Origin of the sequence: Rubellimicrobium aerolatum (genome assembly GCF_017872975.1) — a bacterium.
Classification (GTDB): domain Bacteria; phylum Pseudomonadota; class Alphaproteobacteria; order Rhodobacterales; family Rhodobacteraceae; genus Rubellimicrobium; species Rubellimicrobium aerolatum.
Genome location: NZ_JAGGJP010000027.1, coordinates 1 through 20146, shown reverse-complemented (window position 1 = coordinate 20146; position 20146 = coordinate 1). Strand labels below are relative to the sequence as shown.

Annotated in this window: 23 protein-coding genes, 1 other RNA gene and 1 pseudogene; 12 read left to right on the top strand and 13 right to left on the bottom strand. The window is 70.8% G+C overall.

Going from position 1 to position 20146, the window contains the following annotated elements; genetic code table 11:
- Window positions 1-258: 258 nt before the first annotated feature.
- On the bottom strand, window positions 259-1335 hold the full coding sequence (locus J2Z33_RS17040) for a calcium-binding protein (protein ID WP_209843293.1): 1077 nt from the start codon (window positions 1333-1335) through the stop codon (window positions 259-261).
- Between the two features lie 453 nt (window positions 1336-1788).
- Between J2Z33_RS17040 and J2Z33_RS17035 the strand changes: the two genes are divergently transcribed.
- The gene (locus J2Z33_RS17035; protein WP_209843292.1) at window positions 1789-2376 is read left to right on the top strand and encodes a retropepsin-like aspartic protease family protein; all 588 of its coding nucleotides are present in this window, start codon (window positions 1789-1791) and stop codon (window positions 2374-2376) included.
- Here J2Z33_RS17035 and J2Z33_RS17030 read toward each other — a convergent pair.
- Both J2Z33_RS17030 and J2Z33_RS17025 read right to left on the bottom strand, forming a co-directional pair.
- Window positions 2366-2911, bottom strand: coding sequence for an RSP_2648 family PIN domain-containing protein (locus J2Z33_RS17030; protein WP_209843290.1), 546 nt, complete (start codon window positions 2909-2911; stop codon window positions 2366-2368). The genes J2Z33_RS17035 and J2Z33_RS17030 overlap by 11 nt on opposite strands.
- A complete protein-coding gene (locus J2Z33_RS17025) occupies window positions 2908-4119 on the bottom strand; it encodes an RSP_2647 family RNA methyltransferase (protein WP_209843288.1) in 1212 nt (403 codons plus the stop codon). Before J2Z33_RS17025 ends, J2Z33_RS17030 begins: the two co-directional genes overlap by 4 nt.
- Window positions 4120-4262: 143 nt before the next feature.
- Here J2Z33_RS17025 and edd point away from each other — a divergent pair, with 143 nt between their 5' ends.
- The 11 genes from edd (at window position 4263) to J2Z33_RS16970 (ending at window position 12649) form a co-directional block, all read left to right on the top strand.
- Window positions 4263-6065, top strand: a complete 1803-nt coding sequence (gene edd, locus J2Z33_RS17020; RefSeq protein WP_209843287.1) for a phosphogluconate dehydratase — start codon at window positions 4263-4265, stop codon at window positions 6063-6065.
- Between the two features lie 84 nt (window positions 6066-6149).
- Complete coding sequence (gene eda, locus J2Z33_RS17015; RefSeq protein ID WP_209843285.1) at window positions 6150-6791, top strand: bifunctional 4-hydroxy-2-oxoglutarate aldolase/2-dehydro-3-deoxy-phosphogluconate aldolase; 642 nt, start codon at window positions 6150-6152, stop codon at window positions 6789-6791.
- 3 nt (window positions 6792-6794) lie between these two features.
- Window positions 6795-7150, top strand: a transfer-messenger RNA (tmRNA) gene (gene ssrA, locus J2Z33_RS17010).
- 47 nt (window positions 7151-7197) lie between these two features.
- Complete coding sequence (locus J2Z33_RS17005; protein ID WP_209843282.1) at window positions 7198-7860, top strand: DUF1194 domain-containing protein; 663 nt, start codon at window positions 7198-7200, stop codon at window positions 7858-7860.
- Window positions 7861-7937: 77 nt separating this feature from the next.
- Window positions 7938-9206 (top strand): chromate efflux transporter, encoded by a 1269-nt coding sequence (chrA, locus tag J2Z33_RS17000; RefSeq protein WP_209843280.1) that lies wholly within the window; start codon window positions 7938-7940, stop codon window positions 9204-9206.
- A gap of 67 nt (window positions 9207-9273) precedes the next feature.
- Window positions 9274-9741 carry an SspB family protein gene (locus J2Z33_RS16995; protein ID WP_209843278.1) on the top strand — a complete coding sequence of 156 codons (468 nt, stop codon included), beginning with the start codon at window positions 9274-9276 and terminating at the stop codon, window positions 9739-9741.
- 64 nt (window positions 9742-9805) lie between these two features.
- Window positions 9806-11209, top strand: a complete 1404-nt coding sequence (gene fumC, locus J2Z33_RS16990; protein ID WP_209843276.1) for a class II fumarate hydratase — start codon at window positions 9806-9808, stop codon at window positions 11207-11209.
- Between the two features lie 12 nt (window positions 11210-11221).
- On the top strand, window positions 11222-11404 hold the full coding sequence (locus J2Z33_RS16985; protein ID WP_209843274.1) for a DUF4169 family protein: 183 nt from the start codon (window positions 11222-11224) through the stop codon (window positions 11402-11404).
- Window positions 11401-11619, top strand: a complete 219-nt coding sequence (locus J2Z33_RS16980) for a ribbon-helix-helix domain-containing protein (protein ID WP_209843272.1) — start codon at window positions 11401-11403, stop codon at window positions 11617-11619. The genes J2Z33_RS16985 and J2Z33_RS16980 overlap by 4 nt, the downstream gene beginning before the upstream one ends.
- Before the next feature lie 71 nt (window positions 11620-11690).
- The gene (locus J2Z33_RS16975) at window positions 11691-11870 is read left to right on the top strand and encodes a hypothetical protein (RefSeq protein WP_209843270.1); all 180 of its coding nucleotides are present in this window, start codon (window positions 11691-11693) and stop codon (window positions 11868-11870) included.
- A gap of 119 nt (window positions 11871-11989) precedes the next feature.
- Window positions 11990-12649 carry a hypothetical protein gene (locus J2Z33_RS16970; RefSeq protein ID WP_209843268.1) on the top strand — a complete coding sequence of 220 codons (660 nt, stop codon included), beginning with the start codon at window positions 11990-11992 and terminating at the stop codon, window positions 12647-12649.
- A 650-nt stretch (window positions 12650-13299) separates the two neighbouring features.
- Here the strand turns inward: J2Z33_RS16970 and J2Z33_RS16965 are convergent.
- The 10 genes and pseudogenes from J2Z33_RS16965 to J2Z33_RS16920 all read right to left on the bottom strand — a co-directional run.
- Entirely contained in the window at window positions 13300-13665 is a 366-nt protein-coding gene (locus J2Z33_RS16965) for a hypothetical protein (RefSeq protein ID WP_209843265.1), read from the bottom strand.
- 8 nt (window positions 13666-13673) lie between these two features.
- Window positions 13674-14201 (bottom strand): chemotaxis protein CheD, encoded by a 528-nt coding sequence (locus tag J2Z33_RS16960; RefSeq protein ID WP_209843263.1) that lies wholly within the window; start codon window positions 14199-14201, stop codon window positions 13674-13676.
- Entirely contained in the window at window positions 14201-14590 is a 390-nt protein-coding gene (locus J2Z33_RS16955) for a response regulator (RefSeq protein WP_209843262.1), read from the bottom strand. The genes J2Z33_RS16960 and J2Z33_RS16955 overlap by 1 nt, the downstream gene beginning before the upstream one ends.
- A gap of 14 nt (window positions 14591-14604) precedes the next feature.
- Window positions 14605-15648, bottom strand: a complete 1044-nt coding sequence (locus J2Z33_RS16950) for a protein-glutamate methylesterase/protein-glutamine glutaminase (protein WP_209843260.1) — start codon at window positions 15646-15648, stop codon at window positions 14605-14607.
- Window positions 15645-16508 carry a CheR family methyltransferase gene (locus J2Z33_RS16945; RefSeq protein ID WP_209843258.1) on the bottom strand — a complete coding sequence of 288 codons (864 nt, stop codon included), beginning with the start codon at window positions 16506-16508 and terminating at the stop codon, window positions 15645-15647. The genes J2Z33_RS16950 and J2Z33_RS16945 overlap by 4 nt, the downstream gene beginning before the upstream one ends.
- Window positions 16505-16978, bottom strand: a complete 474-nt coding sequence (locus tag J2Z33_RS16940) for a chemotaxis protein CheW (protein WP_209843256.1) — start codon at window positions 16976-16978, stop codon at window positions 16505-16507. Before J2Z33_RS16940 ends, J2Z33_RS16945 begins: the two co-directional genes overlap by 4 nt.
- A gap of 10 nt (window positions 16979-16988) precedes the next feature.
- Window positions 16989-19130 (bottom strand): chemotaxis protein CheA, encoded by a 2142-nt coding sequence (locus J2Z33_RS16935; protein ID WP_209843253.1) that lies wholly within the window; start codon window positions 19128-19130, stop codon window positions 16989-16991.
- A 28-nt stretch (window positions 19131-19158) separates the two neighbouring features.
- On the bottom strand, window positions 19159-19524 hold the full coding sequence (locus tag J2Z33_RS16930; protein ID WP_209843251.1) for a response regulator: 366 nt from the start codon (window positions 19522-19524) through the stop codon (window positions 19159-19161).
- Complete coding sequence (locus J2Z33_RS16925) at window positions 19521-19805, bottom strand: STAS domain-containing protein (RefSeq protein WP_209843249.1); 285 nt, start codon at window positions 19803-19805, stop codon at window positions 19521-19523. The genes J2Z33_RS16930 and J2Z33_RS16925 overlap by 4 nt, the downstream gene beginning before the upstream one ends.
- Window positions 19806-19808: 3 nt before the next feature.
- A pseudogene (locus J2Z33_RS16920) lies at window positions 19809-20146 on the bottom strand (methyl-accepting chemotaxis protein); the annotation flags it as partial.

The window sequence follows — 20146 nt, the reverse complement described above, 5'->3', positions numbered from 1 at the left end:
CACCGACAGTCTCCCGTCGGCTCACGCTCCCCAACCCGTCCAGGTGGTCCCGGCCTCGACCGCCGCGCTGCCGCGCCGCTGTCGTCGACCGTGGAGGATGGAAATAGATGAACCCGCCGGAGGGCGCAAGAGCTTTCTGCGAGGTCGGTCCCTATGACCTAGCGTCAGAAGGGCCGATCGCCGTTGCGATGAGCAGTAGGAAAAGGACGAACCCGGACGTGGGGAGCGGCCCGATGGCCGGTCCCGGGACAACCTTCGTCAGGCGAACAGGAAATCCCCCTCGGTCAGCCCGAGCACCCCGACGAGCGTCACCACGTGCGATCCGGCGCGGCTGACATGCAAGGCAGCGCCCAGGTCCAGCGACAGCGACGACCCGTCGCCCGCGACATGGGCGTCGGCCGCGTCCAGGATTCCGGACCGATCGCTGTCGAGCGCGCGGAAGTCGAGACGGGTCCGCGACAGGTCGATGACATCGCCGTCCGAGGCGCGGAAATCCATGATCGTGTCGATCCCGGCGCGCGCCGCGAAGACGAACGTGTCGGCGCCGCCGGTCACGCTGCTCGTCGGGAACCCCGCGCTCTCGATGGTGCCGTCACCGAACATGACGTCATTGCCCGCCCCGCCTTCGAGGAGGTCGTCCCCGCCGACCAGCCGGGCCGGGCCAATGTTGATGACCTGGGCCTGCCCATCGCCGTAGAGCGTGTCGTCGCCCGCGCCGGCGATCAGGCGGTCGTCGCCCCCCTCCAGGAACGGATTGGCCAGACCGTCGCCGGACAGGGTGTCATGGCCGGCGCCCCCGATCAGGAGGTCGTCGCCGCCGATCAGGTTCTCGGCCCGCCCGTCGCCCACGAGCTGGTCGTTGCCGCTGCCGCCCCGCACGATGTCGTCGCCCCCGGTCAGCGTGCTCCGGCCACGGCCGATGACCCCCAACCCGTCGCCCCAGACCACGTCGTTGCCGGCGCCGCCGTCGAGGGTGTCGTCGGCCCCGATCAGCAGGCCGGTCGAGAAGGCGCGGCCGGACGTGCCTTCGCCGTAGACGACATCGTCGCCGGCGCCGCCGTCGATGACGTCCGACCGCCCCACGAGCACGGACAGCCAGCCGTCCTGGCCGGGGCCCGCCGCCGTCTCGCCCTCGCCATACAGCGTGTCATTGCCGGCGCCGCCGAAGATCCAGTCGCTGCCGCCCTGCAGCGTCAGGGTCGTCGGGCCGGTCTGGACCTGCGGCCCATCGCCGGAGATCCGGTCGTCCCCGAACAGCCCGAGGGCCAGGGTCGGTCCAGAGGTGCCGACGAGGACATCGTCGATTCGGGTGCCGATCAACTTGTCGAGCTTCATCGCAGGGCCTCCTCCAAGCGGACAGTATCGCGGTGCGCGCATCCGTCACCGCTGACTCACGCAGCAGGAGACTTCCCCGAAGGCCCGGCCCGCGCTCATCATTTCGACGGAGAAAGGACAGATCCCCGATCATTTCGGAGAGGGGCCTATACGTTCGGCGGCAGGAAACTACACCGTCGGGAGGAGGACGGCGCGTCCGATCCGGAGGGACGAGAGGCTCCCCAGTGGCATCTGCGTCCGGGGGTGCGGTCTGCGGCCCGATCCCGGATGTGGGGGGATCCGGCGTGGGTTCAATGCCTTCGAGGCGTGTCCGACCCGATCCTTCCGACTCCGGAGAGCAGGTGGGCGGGACGCGGGCAGCCGGCGTCACACGGCCGCCCGCGCAACGATCCGGTCCTTCACCCCGCCGCGATCGCTCTTCCGCCACGTCCCTTCCCATCCCATATTCCCGTCATGTCCGCCGACGATGCCGCGAGCCTCCTCTACCTCGGCCTCCTCCTGCTGCTCGTCGCGGGGAGCTACCTGCTCGCCTCGCGCGGGCGGATGGGGCAGGTCCTCACCCAGGCCGCGATCTGGGTGCTGATCTTCCTCGGCGCCATCGCCGCCTTCGGCCTTTGGCCCGAGATCAGGTCCGCCGTGGTCCCCAACCAGCAGGCGCTCGTCACGCCCGAGGGCGCGACCGTCACCGTGCCCCGCGCCATGAACGGCCACTACTATCTGACGCTGGAGGTGAACGGCGCGCCGGTGGTCTTCACCGTGGACACCGGAGCGACCGACATGGTGCTGTCGCGCGCCGATGCCCGCGCCGCCGGGATCGACCCGGAGGGGCTTGCCTATCTCGGCCTCGCCGGGACCGCCAACGGGCAGGTCCGAACCGCCCGCGTCCATCTTGATACAGTGGCGCTCGACGGCCTGATCGACCGCGACGTGCCGGCCGTAGTGACGGACGGGGAGCTGGAATCCTCGCTCCTCGGCATGACCTACCTCGATCGCTTCGCCCGTCTGGAGATCGCGAACGGCGAGCTGGTGCTCACCCGCTGACGACCGCCTTGGCGAGTTGCGGCAGCCGCGCCTTCTTCAGCAACGCCCGCGCCGTCCACTCCTCGCCCGAGAGCCGCGAGGCCGTGGCGACCGAGGCCCCGACCACCCGCGCCATCGCCTCAGGCGCGCGGCGCGCGAGGTCGCGGAGGAACTGGTCGGGGTCGAGCCGCTGCAGCCCCTCCTCGGCCAGCAGCCCGCGCGGAAAATCCTTGGCGTTCGTCGTCAGGATTGCATCGGCCGAGCCTGACACGGCGGCGGCCAGCACGTGCACGTCGTCGGGGTCGGGCAGCGACAACCGCCGCTCCACCCCCTCGGCCGCCGTCACCATCGCGCGGGGCCAGGCCGCCCGCAGCGCCGCGATCTCGCCCCGCGCCACCGCCTCGCCCTCGGGGCCGAGCCGCGCCGCCGCCCGCGCCCATTCCTCCAGCAGCCGCTCGGACCAGAGCGGCTGGAACAGCCCCTCCGCCGCCGCGCCGAGCAGAATCTCCCGCATCACCGTCGGATAAAGGACGCAGGCGTCGAGGAGGACCTTCACAGCCGGAAGAACAGCGTCTTGAGGTAGCCCGACTCGGACAGGTGCGGCAGCGTCGGGTGGTCCGGGCCCGCGAAGCCCGTCCAGACGATCTGCCCCCGCCGCCCCGCCCGCCCGATGCCGCGCGCGCAGGCGGCGCGGAACTTCGCAAGGTCCGCCGCGTGCGAGCAGGAGCAGAGCCCGAGATAGCCGCCCTCGCGCACCAGCGGCGCGGCCAGTCGCGCCACCCGTTCGTAGGCCCGCAGTCCGGCGTCGAGCGCGGCCTTGGACGGCGCGAAGGCCGGCGGGTCGCAGACCACCACGTCGAAGCGCGCGCCCTCGGCGGCCAAGGCTTCCATCGCGTCGAAGGCGTCGCCCTGCCGCGCGGCGACCCGGTCGGCCATCCCCATCGCCTCAGCCCCGCCGCGCGCCAGCGCCAGCGCCGCCCCTGACGCATCCACGAAGGTCACGTGCTCCGCCCCGCCCGCAAGCGCCGCGAGCCCGAAGCCGCCGACATGGCTGAACACGTCGAGCATCCGCCCGCCGCGCGCGAGCCGCGCCCCGAAGGCGTGATTCGGCCGCTGATCGTAGAAGAGCCCGGTCTTCTGACCGCCCATCACGTCGGCGAGGTAGGTCGCCCCGTTCATCGGCACCGCGACCGGACCCTCGGGCAGCTCGCCCAGCGCCATGACGATCTCCTCGGGCAGCCCTTCGAGCCCCCGCGCCCGGCCCGAGCCGTTCTTGACGACCCGGCTCACCCCAGTCACGCGCGCCAGCGCCGCCACCAGCGGCCCGATCATCGCCTCGGCCCAGGCGGCGTTCGGCTGCACCACCGCGAGGTCGCCCATCCGGTCGATCACCACGCCCGGGAGCCCGTCCGCCTCGGCATGGACCAGCCGGTAGAACGGCGCATCGTAGATCGCCTCGCGGTGCGCCAGCGCGCGGGCCAGCCGCGCCGCGATCCAGTCCTCGCCGATCGTCGCGCCGGGGTCCTGATCCAGCACCCGCGCGACGATCTTGCTTTGCGGGTTGACCGTCACCACGCCCATAGGCCGCCGCTCGCTGTCCTCCAGAACGGCCAGCGCGCCGGGCAGCAGGTTCGACGTGCGCCGGTCCATGACCAGTTCCCCGGCATAGACCCAGGGAAAGCCGTGGCGGATCGCCCGCGCCTCGGCCTTGGGGCTGAGGCGGACGACGGGATAGGGAGGCTCGAAGAAATGCGTTTGCGTCATGCCGTCCCCATACCGTGCGGCCCCCCGCGGCGGAAGCCCCGGAACCGGCGGCTCCGCCGTGCGCTGACACAACGCACCGCCACAGGTTGTTAGCGCTAACGGCAGGTGCTACATGAGGACCGTCGCCAGCCGGAGGACCCTCCATGCCCCTCGACTCCACCATCGCCGCCGTCACCGACCGCATCCGCGAGAGGTCGGAGCGGACCCGGTCCCGCTACCGCGACAAGGTGGCCCGCGCCCAGGCCGAGGGGCCGCGCCGCGCCCACCTCGCCTGCGGCAACCAGGCCCATGCCTATGCCGCCATGGGCGAGCAGAAGGCCGCGCTAGTCGAGGGGCGCGTTCCCAACGTCGGGATCGTGACGGCCTACAACGACATGCTCTCGGCGCATCAGCCCTACGAGACCTACCCGCCGGTCCTCAAGGCGGCGATCAACCGCGCCGGCGGCACGGCGCAGGTCGCGGGCGGCGTCCCCGCCATGTGCGACGGCGTCACGCAGGGCCAGACGGGGATGGAGCTGTCGCTCTTCTCCCGCGACGTGATCGCGCTGGCCACGGGCGTGGCGCTGTCGCACAACACCTTCGACGCGGCGCTCTACCTCGGCATCTGCGACAAGATCGTGCCCGGCCTCGTGATGGCCGCCGCCAGCTTCGGCCACCTTCCTGGCATCTTCGTCCCCGCCGGCCCGATGACCTCCGGCATCGCCAACGACGAGAAGTCCAGGGTCCGCCAGCGCTTCGCCACCGGCGAGGCGACACGGACCGAGCTGATGGCGGCCGAGATGGCCTCCTACCACGGCCCCGGCACCTGCACCTTCTACGGCACGGCGAACACCAACCAGATGCTGATGGAGTTCATGGGCCTGCACCTGCCGGGCGCGAGCTTTGTGAACCCCGGCGACCCGCTGCGCGAGGCGCTGACCGTCGCCGCCGCCGAACGGTCGGTGGCGATCACCGCCCTGGGCAACGACTACCGCCCCGTGGCCGACATCCTCGACGAACGGACGTTCGTGAACGGCATCGTCGGGCTGATGGCGACGGGCGGATCGACCAACCTCGTCCTCCACCTGCCCGCGATGGCGCGAGCGGCGGGGATCGTCCTCGATCTTCAGGACTTCGCCGACATCTCGGCCCGCGTGCCGCTGATGGCCAAGGTCTACCCGAACGGCCTTGCCGACGTGAACCACTTCCACGCGGCCGGCGGGCTGCAATTCATGATCGGAGAGCTGCTCGACGCCGGCCTCCTCCACGACGACGTGGTGACGGTGATGGGCGAGGGCCTGCACCACTACACCAGGGAGCCGCGCCTGACCGAGCAGGGCCTCATCTGGGCCGAGGGGCCGAAGTCCACCGAGAACGACCGCATCCTGCGCCCCACCCGCGATCCGTTCCAGCCGCAGGGCGGGCTCGTGCAACTGTCCGGCAATCTCGGCCGCGCCGTCATCAAGATCTCGGCCGTCGCGCCCGAGCGTCACCTGATCGAGGCCCCGGCGCGCATCTTCTCCAGCCAGGACGCGGTGAAGGAAGCGTTCAAGGCCGGCGAGTTCACCGGCGACACCATCGTCGTGGTCCGCCACCAGGGCCCCAAGGCCAACGGGATGCCCGAGCTGCACGCGCTGACGCCCGTGCTGGCCGTTCTTCAGGACCGGGGCTTCAAGGTCGCGCTCGTCACCGACGGGCGGATGTCGGGGGCGTCCGGCAAGGTCCCCGCTGCCATCCACGTCTCGCCCGAGGCGGCGGACGGCGGCCCGCTGGCGCTCCTGCGCGACGGCGACCTGCTGCGCCTCGACGCCGACCGGGGCACGCTCGAATGCCTCACGGACCTCTCGGGCCGCGTGGCCGAGCCCGTGGACCTGTCCGACAACGAGGACGGCATCGGCCGCGACCTCTTCGCCGTCTTCCGCCGCAGCGTCGGTCCCGCTACCGAAGGCGCGTCGGTGGTCCTCTGAGGGGGACCGCGCCCCTCTTCTGACCCCAAGCATCCCCGCCGGAGGCGCACCTCTCCGCCGGGCGCAACCGAGGACGATCCCGCGATGACCCCCGAACACGCCTCCGAGCTGAACGCCCGCGTCTGCGCCCTGGCCCCGGTGATCCCGGTCCTCGTCATCGACGACGCCGCCCTCGCCGCCGACCTCGCCCGCGCGCTGGTCGCCGGGGGCCTCCCGGCCCTGGAGGTCACCCTCCGCACCCCCGCCGCGCTGGAGGCCATCCGCGAGATGTCCCAAGTCGAGGGCGGCGTGGTCGGCGCGGGGACGCTGCTGACCGACAAGGACGTGGAGGCCGCCAAGGAGGCCGGCGCGACTTTCGGCGTCTCGCCGGGCGCGACCCGCCGCCTGCTGGACGCCTGCGAGGCCAACGACTTGCCGCTCCTCCCCGGCGCGGCTACCCCCTCCGAGGCCATGTACCTCCTCGAACGCGGCTACAGCGTCCAGAAGTTCTTCCCCGCCGAGTCGAACGGCGGCGTCCCGACGCTCAAGGCCTGGGGCGCTCCGATCCCGCAGGTCCGTTTCTGCCCCACCGGCGGCGTCTCGCTCCAGAACGCGGCCACCTACCTCGCGCTGCCCAACGTCCTCTGCGTCGGCGGCTCCTGGGTTGCCCCCGCCGCGATGGTCCGCGCCGGCGACTGGGCCGGGATCACCCGCCTCGCGGCCGAGGCCGCCGCGCTTCCCCGCTGACGGCCCCTTGTGCGGGGGACCGCCTCGTCCTATCTATGACCCGTCCGGGCAACCGGACTATGGGCATAAACGCGCACGGAATAAGCGGATCGGACCCGGGGGCGGTACCCGGCGGCTCCACCAAGAATCCCTCATTGGGGGCGAATGGGGCCGAAACAGGATCGACGAACGTGTAAAGGTGTTGGCTTTGTCCCGGTGAGGTACCACCGTTATCGGTCCAAAACGCATAGTTGCCAATGACAACCGTGCTCCGGCGATGGCCCTCGCCGCCTAATTGGCGGTAGAGACCTGAGCCAAAGTCCTGGGGAATAAGCCCCTCAGGCGGGGTTCGCAGGCACCTGGCAACAGAAGCCTGCACTTTCCTTCCTCCTTGCCGCGCGCCCCCTGCCTCGGGCAGCATGGCTCGGTGACGCGGCTCCTCGCCCTGCTTCTCGTCCTCCTGACCGGACCCGCTCCGGTCCCGGCCCAGGACACGTGCGGCACGGCCCTGGTCCTCGCCATCGACGTGTCGAACTCGGTCGATCGGGGCGAGTATCGCCTCCAGATCGACGGGCTCGCCCTGGCGCTCCAGGACCCCTACATCGTGGAGGCGCTGGTCCGGGGCCGGGTGGCCCTGGCGGTCCTGCAATGGTCCGGCCCCGACGAGCAGCAGGTCTCGGCCCCCTGGCAGCTCATGGCCTCGCGCGAGGAGGTGGCGGGCCTCGCCGCCGTCGTGGCCGCCCTGCCCCGCGCCTTCGAACGCTCCGGAACCGCGCCGGGCGACGCCGTCCTCCGCGCGCTCGCCCTCCTGGCCGATGTGTCCCACTGCAGCCGCCACGTCATCGATGTCTCCGGCGACGGCCAGCGCAACATGGGGCGGGACACCGCCGAGGCCCGCGCTGCCGCCGAGGCGGCCGGCGTCACCGTCAACGCCTTGGCCATCGAACTCGTGGGCAACGCCATCGCCTTCTTCTTCCAGCGCCAGCTCATCACCGCCGACGGCTTCGTCCTGTCGGCGAGAGGCCATCTCGATTACCCCCGCACCCTGCGCCTCAAGCTCCTGCGCGAGCTGACCCCGCCCTCGGGCTGATCCGCTGTCATCCTCCCGTCGCTTGACCGCGACATGACCGGGCCTCATGCAAGGCCAGCGGAACAAGGGATGCATCCGTGACCACGACGACCCCCGGCTTCGCGGAGATCAGCCGCGTGTTCCTCCGCATCGGCCTCCTGTCCTTCGGCGGCCCGGCGGCCCAGATCGCGCTCATGCACCGCGAACTGGTCGAGGAGCGGCCCTGGCTCACCGAGCCCGAGTTCCTCCGCGCGCTCAGCTTCTGCATGCTGCTCCCCGGCCCCGAGGCGATGCAGCTCGCCACCTTCGCCGGCTGGCGATTGCGCGGGGTGCCGGGTGGGCTGATCGCCGGGGGACTCTTCGTGCTGCCCGGCCTTGTGGTGATCCTGGTCCTGGCGCTGGCCTATGGCGCGCTGATCGACCTCGCGCTGGTGCAGGCGCTGTTCCTCGGCGTGAAGGCGACCGTCGTGGTGATCGTAGTAGAGGCCATCCTGCGCGTGGCCCGCCGCGCGCTGACCTCGCCCGGCCAGTGGGTCCTCGCCGGGCTCGCCTTCGTCGCGCTCTTCGCCTTCGCGGTGCCCTTCCCGCTGGTGGTGCTGGCCGCCGGGCTCTGGGGCGCGGCCACGGCGGGCGGCGCGCCCCGCGACCCGGCCCCGCCGCGCCTTCGCCCGGCGGCGCTGGCGCGGACCCTCGCCTTCGGCCTTGCGCTCTGGTGGGCGCCTGTGGCGGTCGTCGCCTGGGCGGGCCAAGGCTTCCTGACCGACATTGGCCTCTTCTTCTCGCGCCTCGCCGTGGTTACCTTCGGCGGCGCCTACGCCGTCCTGAGCTACATGGCGCAAGAGGTGGTGACCGCCTACGGCTGGGTCAGCACCCCGCAACTGATGGACGCGCTGGGCCTTGCCGAGACGACGCCGGGGCCCCTGATCCTGGTGACGACCTTCGTGGCGGTCACGGCCGGGCTGAACCAGGGGAGCCCGCCTCTCGGCCTCGCCGGAGGGCTCCTGGCGGCCTGGGTGACCTTCGTGCCCTCGTTCCTGTGGATCTTCGCGGGCGCGCCGCTGGTGGACTGGATCGCCGGCCAGCCGCGCCTGCGCGCCGCGCTCTCGGCCATCACCGCCGCCGTGGTGGGCGTGATCCTCAACCTTTCCGTCTGGTTCGCGCTCCATGTCCTCTTCGCCGAGGTCGTGGCCTTGGAGGCCGGGCCGATCCAGAGCCTCCGGCCCGTCTGGTCCAGCCTGCAGCCGGCGGCGCTCGGGCTGTCGCTCGTCGCGGGCTGGCTCCTGCTCGTTCGGCACGTGCCGATGGTGCCGACGCTCGCCCTGATGGCGGGGCTGGCGGCGCTCCTCCACCTCGCCGGGCTCGCCTGACGCGCCCCCTTCCGCCCGCCTGCGAATTCCCTATGCTCCCCCTCAGGCGACCAAGGAGACCGGCCCCGTGACCCGTTCCATCGACTACGGCAACCTCATGCACCGTGCGATGCGCGGCCTGATCCACGAGGTCCTGGCCGACGTGGCCGCCAACGGCCTGCCCGGCAAGCACCACTTCTTCATCACCTTCGACACCCAGCACCCGGACGTGGAGATCGCCGACTGGCTCTCGGACCGTTACCCGGGCGAGATGACCATCGTCATCCAGCACTGGTTCGCCGACCTCGAGGCGGGCGACGAGGGCTTCTCCGTCACGCTCAATTTCGGCGACAACCCCGAGCCGCTCTACATCCCCTGGGACGCGATCAAGACCTTCGTGGATCCTTCCGTGGAGTTCGGCCTCCGCTTCGAGACGCAAGGCGCGGCGGCCCAGCCGACCGAACCCGAGACCCCGCCCCCCAGTGACCGCAAGCCCGATTCCAAGGGCGAGCGTGGCGCGGCCGAGGTCGTCAGCCTCGACAAGTTCCGCAAGTAGGCCCGTTGCCCCCCTCCGCGCCGCGCGCTACAGGCGTATGCGACGGTATACCGAGGAGGCCAGGATGACCGCGACACGCCCAGGGACGAGGACCGAAACCGACAGCTTCGGACCTGTCGAGGTTCCGGCCGACCGCTACTGGGGCGCGCAGACGCAGCGGTCGATCCAGAACTTTCCCATCGGCTGGGAGCGCCAGCCCCTCGCCGTCGTGCGCGCCCTGGGCTTCATCAAGCAGGCCTGCGCCGAAGCCAACAAGGTTCGCGGCGCGATCCCCGAACGCGAGGCCGACGCCATCATCGCCGCCGCCGCCGAAGTGGCGGCCGGCCAATTGAACGACCACTTCCCGCTGGTGGTCTGGCAGACTGGCTCGGGCACCCAGACCAACATGAACGCCAACGAGGTCATCTCGAACCGCGCCATCGAGATGCTCGGCGGCGAGATGGGATCGAAGAGGCCCATCCACCCCAATGACCACGTCAACATGGGGCAGTCGTCGAACGACACCTATCCCACGGCGATGCACGTCGCCGCCGCAATGACCGCCCGCGACGTGCTGCTGCCGGGTCTGCGGCACCTACACAAGGCGCTGGTCGCGAAGTCCGAGGAGTTCGCAGACATCATCAAGATCGGCCGCACCCACACGATGGACGCCACCCCCCTGACGCTAGGGCAGGAGTTCGGCGGCTACGCCCACCAGGTCGCCAAGGCGATCCAGCGGATCGAGGCGGCGCTCCCCGACGTGCACGAGCTGGCGCAGGGCGGCACCGCCGTCGGCACCGGGCTCAACTCCCCCGTCGGCTGGGGCGAGACGGTCGCCGCCAACCTCGCCCGCCTGACCGGCCTGCCCTTCGTCACCGCCCCCAACAAGTTCGAGGCGCTGGCCGCGCATGACGCGCTGGTGCAGCTCTCGGGCGCGCTCAAGTCGGCGGCGGCAGGCATCTACAAGCTCGCCCATGACATCCGGATGCTGGGCTCCGGCCCCCGCTGCGGCCTCGGCGAGCTGAAGCTGCCGGAGAACGAGCCCGGCTCCTCCATCATGCCCGGCAAGGTCAACCCGACTCAGGTCGAGGCGATCACCATGGTCTGCGCCCATGTCATGGGCAACGACGCCGCCGTGGGCTTCGCGGGATCGCAGGGCCATTTCGAGCTGAACGTGATGAAGCCGATGATCGCCTACAACGTGCTCCAGTCCATGCAATTGCTGGGCGACGCGGCGGTGGCCTTCACCGACAACTGCGTGGCCGGCATCGAGGCCGACCGGACCCGCATCGACCGGCTCATGCGCGAATCGCTCATGCTGGTGACGGCGCTGGCGCCGACCATCGGCTACGACAAGGCGACCACGGTCGCCAAGACCGCGCACAAGAACGGCACGACCCTGCGTGAGGAGGCCATCGCGCTCGGCTACGTGGACGCCGAGACCTTCGACCGCGTCGTGCGCCCCGAGGAGATGATCGCCCCCGGCTGAGGAGGACCGACGATGACGGGCTCCGTCGTCAACCTGAACAAGGTCCGCAAGGCGCGCGACCGCGCGGAGGAGAAGGCGCAGGCCGACGCCAACGCCGCCAAGCATGGCCGCACCAAGGCCCAGCGCCTCCTTGAGGCCGCGCAGGCCGAGAAAGCGCGCCGCGCGCTCGATCAGGCCAAGTTCGACGACGAATGAGCGGGCGCCCCGTCAAGCGTTCGCTCACCCTCCACGGCCACCGCACGAGCGTGTCCCTGGAGGAGGCCTTCTGGAGCGAGTTCCGCCGCCTCGCCGCCAAGGATGGTCTCGCGCTCAACGCCCTGGCCGAGCGGATCGACGAGGCGCGCGGCGACGTGGGCCTCGCATCGGCCATCCGCGTCCACGTGCTGGAGCGGGCGTTAGCGAGGCGTTAAACGATCCGGCACCATCCTGCGGCCATATCGCAGGTCACGAGATTCCATACCCCGGAGTCTGGCTCCAGCAGATGTTCGAGGCGAAGTCCGCGCGCGAGGGTGGCGCGATCCGCCGCTCGCTCCGCGACATCGAGCGCATGGTCGGGCGAGACGTCTTTCTCCGCGAGGTCGAGCGGCACGGCTTTGAAGCCATCGAAGATCGCGGACAGGTCGTCGTGTGCAACGCCGCCCCGACCCGCCGCTTCCCCTAGCCGCAAAAGCTTTTAAATGACTTCTGCCAAGACCTTTCCGAAAGGTCTTTGTCACACCAACATGACGGCGGCCCACGGGAACGCTCTGCCCCGCCATCCGTTCATCGGACGGAGCCGCCATGACCGCCACGCCCCTCGCCTCAACCCGTCCCCTCCCTAGCCACCTCATCGACGCATGGGGCTGGCTTCTGCTGTCCTGGGCCGGGATCGCCGTCTTCGCCGCTGCTCTCGCGGCGCTGGCATTCCATGGCCGCTGGCATGAGTTGACGATGGCCGCCGCCTTCTTCGTCCCGCTCCTCGTCATCCAGCTCTCGCCGCACGGCCTGCCCAACCTCCTCGTCGTCATCATCACCGCCTGCTTCCTCGTCAGCGCGGCCGGCTGGGCTTGGGACTGGTACCGGGTCGTCTGGTGGTTCGACGTGGCGCTCCATGCGATCAACCCGCTCGTGATGATGGCGGCCTCAATGTTCATGCTGTGGAAGGCCGAGTTCCTCGCCCATGCCCCCCGCAAGGGCCGCTTCGTGCTCTGGTCGACGGGCCTGGGCCTGCTCCTTGGCCTGGGCTGGGAGGGGGTCGAGGTCACCTTTCTCGATCTCACATGGCCCGACACGCTCCTCGACCTAGTCATGGACGGAGCGGGATCGGCGCTGGGCGGCTCCTTCGCGATCTGGCTGATCGAGCGGCGCGGGCGGCCCGCCATCGGACGCCGGGGCCGCTCGCGGCTGGCCTGGTGGGCCGAGCCGGTGCCCATCCCCCTTCGTCGGGGGCCGCATTCCTAGCTTTCCGAGGGCGTGGTCGTGGCCTCCACCGACGGCCGCTTGTTAGCGGCACACCGGCTGTTCTCGTGGCGCGAGGTCATGCCTGCAGGAATGGCACCGTCGGGCGCAGGTCCAGGAGGGTTGGCACAGGGATCAGCGCGACAGTCGGCGCGGGATGGCAGAATTGCCGATCGGCCGTTCATGGTGCTTTCATCCCGGCCCCTGCCCGGTCCGATCAAGGCGACGGGGCGGATCCTAGGAACCACCTGCAAACCCTGCGTAGCTGCGCAACCGTGAGGTCATGGCAACCCCGGTCGGGCAGTCCGATCAGCCAGCCGAACGCGCCGGCCAACGTGGAATGCCCCCGGCTTGGCCACGGCTGGCTGACGTCCTTTCGCTTACGGACCCGCTCACGCGCCGTCGGAGGCTACGACCAGTCCATCAGACGCCATGCCCGTTTCCTCGGCCCGGATCACCTTCTGGCTTTGCGACCGCGAGTGAGGAGGCAGGAGGTTAACCCGGGAGCAAGGCTGGCATGGGGACGCCCCGGGCCGAAAGGGGCAGCGAGGCTCGACCTGAATCCCTTCAAACGATCGACAGGATCGGCGATCCATCCGTGCACCGTGCGGAACCGGGCCCGACCGTCCTGCACAGCGAAGCCGATGCCTTGGCTAAGCCCCGTCCGACAGGTCACGCAGGCGGCTAGCGAGCTTTCCCAGGCGGACCGCGTCAAGGACATGGGGCGCCACGGCATGAGCCGGATCCACGACGTCCGACAGGCTTAGCACAACGTCCGCCAAGGCATGGAGCGTCTGGGCGAGGTGATCGAGTTCCTGCAACCCCGCGACTGCCTCCGGGTGGTCGAGCACGGCCAGGGACAGCGCCGGGGACAGCGCATCCTGGATGCCCTCCACGTTCGCCCCGGCGGCGCGAAGCTCGTGGTCGATGGCGGTCAGCAGCTTGCGGACCCGCAGGAGGCCATCCTCCGGCAGGTTCCCGTCGGCCCGAACTGCACTTGGCACGACCGTTCCATCCATGTTCTATCCTAAAAGAGTTCGAGCTCGCCATGCGGTTGCACGGCAGGCGGTTGCGAACGCGGAACAACGACCTCGATCGGGGCGCACAGCATCTGCCGCGCCCGTCCCGAGTTGGGCCAGAACTGGACCCGGCGGCCTTGGGTGCCCCGCACCGACCCGCCCACGAGCGGAATGCTCTCGACGCGGAGGAACCATTCCACGAACTCCACGTTGCTCGCGCCGGCGTTCGTGAGCCCCCGGGTGAGGCTGGCGCCGCCGAAGGCCTTGGCCTGCAGGTGCGTCCGGCTGGCGCCGCGGCTGAGCAGGCTGTTGATGAGCAGCTCCATAAGGTGCACCCCATAGCGCTGGGCCCCGTCGTCACGGGCCGCGGCGGCGCCGTCGGGCAAGAGGAAATGGTTCATCCCGCCCAGTCCGCGCACCGGATCGAACAGGCAGGCCGCCACGCAGGATCCGACCGTCGTGCAGATCACGAGCCCGGGCTCGTCGCTCACGTGCAGCTCGCCCAAGACGATGTTGCGGACCAGATCCGGCGCCATCAAGCGAGCTTCCCGAACACCGCCTCGATGGAGGCTTTGAGGCCGATCGTGGTGAACGGCTTCGCGAGATAGTTGTTGAGCGCGTATTTGCGCCCCTCGTCAATCAGGCTGCGGTCGCTGCGCCCCGTCACCAGGATGAAGCCGATGCTGCGTGTGGCCTGGAACTCGCGCAGGGCACGGAGAAGCTCGATGCCGTTCAAGCCGGGCATGTTGTAGTCCGAGATGACCAGATGCGCGGGCTTCTGCATGAGCTTGTGCAGGGCCGCCTTGCCGTCGTTCTCGACGCGAACCCGCGTGAACCCAAGCTCCTCAAGGCTATTGCAAAGGAGCGCCCGGCTCACGGCGGTGTCGTCGGCGACCAGGATGTCGAGGTGGCTGGCGTATGTCATTCGTGATCCCTCGCCTATGAGGTGAAGAGCGATCGGGCGATCCCGGCCGCGACGTGTTGGAGGGGAAGCTGCTCCGCGACCGCGCCCAGCCGAAGCGCGCTTCCGGGCATTCCGAACACGACGGAGGTCGCCTCGTCCTGGCCGATCGTGTGGGCTCCGGCTTGGCGCATGGCGAGAAGCCCCCGCGCGCCGTCGGCCCCCATGCCGGTCAGGATGACCCCAAGCGAGCGGGCGCCGACCTTTTGCGCTACGGACGAGAACAGGCGATCGGCCGAGGGGCGATGCCCGCTGGTCGGGGCATCCGCGACGAGGCGGCAGCGCAAGGGCCGGTCCCGGCCCCCCACCACTTCGAGGTGGGTCTCGCCTCCGGGGGCGATGACGGCGACTCCGGGAGCCAGGACGGCGCCATCGGTCGCCTCGGACACGCTCAGCGGAGAGACGCGGTCGAGGCGACGGGCGAGGCTCGAGGTGAACAGGGGCGGCATATGCTGCACGACCACGACCGGCGGGCTGTTGGCGGGCAGCTCGGCGAAGACCCGGAGCAGGGCCTCGACCCCTCCGGTCGAGGCCGCGAGCGCCACGACCTGCACGTTGCTGGTCCGATCCCTGCGGTCGGCCACGGCCGGGCCCGGCCCCCGGTGGGGCAGCGGGACCAGAGGCGCGGGCCGCCGTCCACGGGCCGCGGCGCGGATGATCCGGGGCAGCACATCGAGCGACTGGGGCGAGGACGGCGAGGGCTTGCCCACGCAGTCGAAGGCACCGAGTTCGAGCGCCCGGACGGTGGCGTCGGCACGCTCCCGCGTCAGGGAGGAGACCATGACGACCGGAGTCGGCCGGAGGCGCATGATCCGATCGAGGAGGTCGAGGCCGTTCATGTCCGGCATCTCGATGTCGAGCGTGACCACGTCCGGGTCGAGGGCCTTGATGGCCGCCCGCGCCTCGCGGGCGTCGCAGGCCGTGCCGACCACCTCGATCAGCGGGTCGGATGCGACTGCCCTTCGGATCAGTTCGCGCATGGTGGCCGAGTCGTCGACGATCAGGAGGCGGATCCGGGTCATGAGGTCGCCTCGCCGCGGCGGTAGGTCGTGATGCCGGCGGACGCGAAGAGCCGGGCCGCCGGACCGACGATCCGCTCGGAATGCCCGATGAACAGGCAGCCGCCGGGGGCGGTCGCGTCAGCCAGCCGCGCCCACAGGCGCTCCTGCGAGGGTGTGTCGAAGTAGATCGCGACGTTGCGGCAGAAGATGGCGTCGAACCGCCCACGCATCGGCCAGTCGCCAATGAGGTTCATCACGCGGAAGACGACGAGGCTCGAGAGCGCCCTTCCCGCTCGCCAGAGGTCCTGGCCGGCGGGCTCGAACCATCGCTCCCGCGCCGCCGGAGGGATCGAGGCCAGAGCGGACCCGGAATAGGTGCCCTCCCGTCCCCGGGCGACCATCTCCGCGTTGATGTCGGTGGCGAGCACGCGGATGTCGAGATCCGCGGCCTCGGGCCATGCGGCCAGCACCGCGAGCGCGATGGAATAGGGCTCCTCGCCCGATGAGCAGGCCGCCGACCAGAGCCGCAGGCGCCCGCCGCCCCGGACATGCGCCGCGAGCCGGGGGAGCACCTCTTGCTGCAGGGTGCCGAAGTGATGCGGCTCGCGGTTGAAGCGGGTCACGTTGGTGGTCAGGGCGGCCACCATGCGATGGCGCTCCTCCTCCCCCTCGTCGGACTCGATCAAGGCCCGATAGTCGCTGAAGCTCCCAAGGCCGAGCAGCCGAAGGCGCTTGGCCAGCCGCCCCTCGACCATGACCCGTTTGGCTTCGGGCAGGTGGATGCCTGTGTGCCGGTGCATCAGCTCGGCGATGATTGCGAAGTCGCGATGACCGAGGCCGGCCGCCTCGCCCTCCGCCGCACGTGCGATGGACCCGTTCATGCGGCGATGACCCCATGGCTCGGAGAGGGCAGGATATCGTCCAGCGCGATCAGCACGATCATACGGCCATCCACCGCCAGCACGCCCCGGACGAACTGGCGCACCAGTTCGCTCCCCACCTCGGGCGTGGGTTGGATCAGGCCGTCGTTGGCGAGTTGGATGTCCGCCACCTCGTCCACCAGGAGGCCGAGCGTCTGCTGGCCCATCTGGACGACCATGATCACGTGGCGCGCGCTGGGCTCGGCGGGCGGAAGCCCCAGACGGGCCGCGAGGTCGAGGATGGGCAGCACCGCGCCGCGCAGGTTGACGACCCCCCGCACGAAGTCCGGGGCCCGGGGGATCGACGTCTCGGCCGTCCAGCCCCGGATCTCGCGGACCAGGGTGATGTCGATGGCGAATTCCTGCTGCCCGATGCGGAAAGCGACGAGTTCGCGTCCGGTCCCGGTGGCTGAGGAGGTGAGGTCGGTCATGGGCTGGCTCCTACCGCGAGCAAGAAAGGGGCGTGGACAGAACGGAGGACGAGGCGGGCGCCCCGCTCGAGGCGACGAGGGCGTCCACGTCGAGGATCAGCGCGACCCGGCCGTTCCCGAGAATCGTGGCGGCCGCGATGCCAGGGATGGTGCCGTAGTTGGCCTCCAAGCTCTTGATGACGACCTGCCGCTGGTCCTGGATCGAGTCGATGAGCAGCGCCGCGCAGGCGCCCTCGCTCGTTTCCACGAGGACGGCGACGGGTTGCGCCCCCTCGGCCCGGCCCGCCGGCGAGAACCCAAGTTCCTCCCCCAGGTCCACGACGGGCACGAAGCCGCCGCGGATGGCCAGCACCCGCGCGGCAGGTCCCAGAGCGCGCACGTCGCCGGGGGCGGGGCGCAGCGTCTCCATGATGGCGGTGAGCGGCACGACGAGGGTCTGGTCCGCCACGGACACGACCATGCCGTCGAGCACGGCGAGCGTGAGCGGCAGGCTCATGCCGAAGCTCGATCCCTGGCCGGGTCGCGAGGCCACCGCGAGCCGGCCGCCCAGCGCCTGGATCGACCTCTTGACGACATCCATGCCGACGCCGCGGCCCGAGATGTCCGACACGGTCTCCGTAGTGGAGAAGCCGGGCAGGAACAGTAGGCTGTCCACCTCGGGGTCGCTGAGCTGCGCGTCGGCGGGGATGAGTCCCTTGCGTTCCGCGATCTGGCGCACGCGGCTCCGGTCGATCCCGCCGCCATCGTCGGAAACCTCGATCACCACCCGGCCCGAGCGATGCGCGGCCACGAGCCGCACGGTCCCCTCGGCCGGCTTGCCCGCCGCGAGGCGACGCTCGGGGGTCTCGATGCCGTGGTCGATGGCGTTGCGGATCAGGTGGGTCAGCGGATCGGCGAGGCGTTCCACGACGGTCTTGTCGACCTCGGTTCCCTCGCCTTCGGTGCGCAGGCGCACGACCTTGCCGGTCGCGGCGGCGACCTCGCGGACGATCCGCCCCATGCGCTGGAACAGCGGCCGCACCGGCTGGGCGCGGATGGCCATGACGCTTTCCTGGATCTCGCGGGTCAGGAGCTTGAGCTCGTCCAAGCCGGTCGCCACGGCGGGCTGGCGGGCGACCCCCGCCTCGATGACGCGCTGGCCCAGCATGGCCTGGTTGATGACGAGCTCTCCCACCAGGTCGATGAGGCGGTCCAAGCGGTCGAGGTCCACGCGAATCGTCGGCGGCGGCGCGTTGTCGCCGCACGTCGCGGCCCCGGGCGGCGGAGGCGCGGCCTGGGAAGGTGCGGAGACCTTGGACGGCGCCGGACGGGAGGGCTCCGGGGCCGTCGCGGTCCGCGCGGCGGGCAGGTGCCCGAGCGCGAGCTCGGGCTCGGGCTCGGGCGGGACGCCCGCCGTCGACCGAGGACCGATGACGAGGTCGCAGTCCTCGTCCAGGAACTCGAAGCAGTCGCGCACCGCCGTGTCCGGAACGCCACTCAGCTCGATCCGCCAGGCCAGGTAGGCCTGCTCGGGGTCGAGCAGGTCGAGGGGCGGCAGCCGCTCCAGGTCGCAGGCGATGCGGGCCTCGCCAAGCCGCGCAAGCTCGCGAAGGACGGGGATCGGGTCGTGCGCCCGGGCAAAGAGCGTCGGATGGGGCCGGAACTCGACCATGAGCCGGTCGGGATCCGAAGCCATGGGCTCGGGCTCCCCGGTCGGGATCCGGATCGTGATCGGGGCGAAGCCGAACTCGTCGGCCTCGGGCGGCGGCGGCTCGGCCGGAACGCTGCCGTGCCGGGCGATGGCGTCGAGGTCTGCCAGCACCTCGCGCCATCCGATCCCGAGCGCCGTGCCGTCGCGCGCCTCCCGCACGAGGTCGGACAGGACGTCCGCCGCGTGGAGCATGGTTCCCATGATGTCGGCGCGCGGCTCCAGGCGGCCGGAGCGGATCTCGTCGAGCACGGTCTCGAAGCCGTGCGCGAAGGACACGAGGTCGGCAAGCTGGAAGGCCCCCGCCCCGCCCTTGATCGAATGCACCGACCGGAACACGGCGTTGACCGTGTCCGGCTCGGCGGTGCCGCCCTCGATGGCGACGAGGCCCGCCTCCAGTTCCGCGAGCTGCTCCTCGCATTCCTGGAAGAAGGTGACCCTGATCGCTTCCATGCTGTCCATCATGCCGCGTCTCCCCTGTCGCGGTTCTCGGTCACGCCAGGACCCGCGCCAGGGCGCTGACGAGCTTGGCGGGCTCGAAGGGCTTGACGATCCAGCCTGTGGCCCCGGCGGCCCGGGCGCGCGCCTTCTTGGCCGCGTCGCACTCGGTGCTCAGCACGAGGATGGGGATGCCGAGATAGTCCTTCTCGGCCCGCACCTTCTCGATGAACCCGAAGCCGTCGAGGCGCGGCATGTTGATGTCGGAGATGATGACGTCGGGTCGGAGGCGGCGCAGGGCGAGGAGCCCGTCCTCGCCGTCCACCGCCTCCGCCACCGCATAGCCCGCGCCGGACAGGCAGAGGCGCAGCATGTCGCGCATGGCCCGGGAATCGTCCACGGTGAGCACGGTTCTCTTCACTTGGCGCCTCCTTCGGCCATGAGGTCGTCGAGCTCGATCCCGAGCGTGCGAGCCGCCTCCTCGATCACCGGCGACGGGTTGGAGAGGCGGAAGCCGTGGCCGTCGGACCGCCATGTCCGCGCGGCCGACAGGAGGACCTGAAGGCCCGGCGTCCCGATGCGCGCGACGGTGCTGGCATTCACGTCGAGCGGGCAGCCGCGATGGGACAGCAGCTCCTGGGCGAGCGCGCCGACGGCGGCGAGGTCGAGACGCTCGGGCAGGTCGAGGGTAAGGATGGTCATGGCTCAGAACTCCTCCCAGCCTTCGTTCTGCTCCGTCCGGGCCGAGCCGGCCGCGAGCCGCAGGGCCTTGCGCGGCGGCGAGGTCCGGGCGGGCTGGGGCGCGGCCCTCGTCACGGCGGGGGCGGCCGCGGCGTCCCTCTCGGCGTCCTGTCGCCATTCGGCGGCCGAGCCGCCAGCGCCGGTCCGGAAGCGGTCGATCTCGTGCGCCACCACCTGGGTCTGGGTGGCCATGGCTCGGACCGCGGCGGTCGTTTCCTCGACCATGGCGGCGTTCTGCTGGGTGATCTGGTCCATCTGGGCGACGGCGACGTTGACCTGGGCCAGGCCCGAGGACTGCTCGG